Consider the following 825-nt stretch of genomic DNA (forward strand, 5'->3'; position numbering starts at 1 on the left):
ACGTTATGTTCCTCGTTATTAGTGCTATTGCATCTGGGTGCGAAGGATGGCAAGACATTGAATTTTATGGGGAAGAGAAGTTAAGCTGGTTAAGAAAGTACAGGCCATTCAAACATGGAATCCCCCGACGACACACAATAGCACGCATATTACGCTCAGTTGTTGCGGAGTCATTGCTTGAAGCGTTGGCCTTGTGGATAAACGAACAAAGAGCCAACCAAAATAAACCCATAATCGCATTCGACGGAAAAGTCCTGCGTGGCTCTTATCGAAATGACAGGAAAACAGCGTTGCAGTTGGTCACGGCATATGACACTGAGCGTGGCCTTGTTCTGAGCCAAAAACCGACGGAAAACAAGAATGGCGAGATCAGTGTTGTGCGCCAAATGCTTGATGTTATAAATGTAAAAGGCAGTGTGGTCACGATTGATGCGCTGCATTGCCAGCGCGAAACCCTAGAGAAGATAAAAGAAAAGAAAGCGCATGTTGTTGTTCAAGTGAAGAACAACCAACCGAAACTAAGAGCGGCTGTTGTTGAACAGTTTCAGGCTATCTTCGATGCTAGGAAAGAGAAAATAGTCACTGAAATCAAAGAGACACATCATGGTCGTAACGAAGAGCGATACGTTTTTCAACTTAAGGCTAAGTTGCCCGAAAAACTAGCAAAGAAATGGCCGACGGTAAGAAGCATTATAGCAGTGGAACGCCACCGAGTGATAAACGGGAAAGGCACCGTAGATACGTCATACTACATAAGTTCCATGTCGCCGAATCACAAATTACTTGGTCATTATATTCGTCAACACTGGCGAATTGAAAACAGCC

At 44.4% G+C, this 825-nt stretch carries 1 protein-coding gene; it reads left to right on the forward strand.

Going from position 1 to position 825, the window contains the following annotated elements; genetic code table 11:
• The coding region (locus tag AB4161_RS22620) for an ISAs1 family transposase (protein WP_372084373.1) at positions 1-825 on the forward strand (825 nt) is incomplete at both ends.

This window comes from Vibrio sp. 10N.286.51.E5 (assembly GCF_041469125.1).
In the GTDB taxonomy this organism is placed as follows: domain Bacteria; phylum Pseudomonadota; class Gammaproteobacteria; order Enterobacterales; family Vibrionaceae; genus Vibrio; species Vibrio crassostreae_C.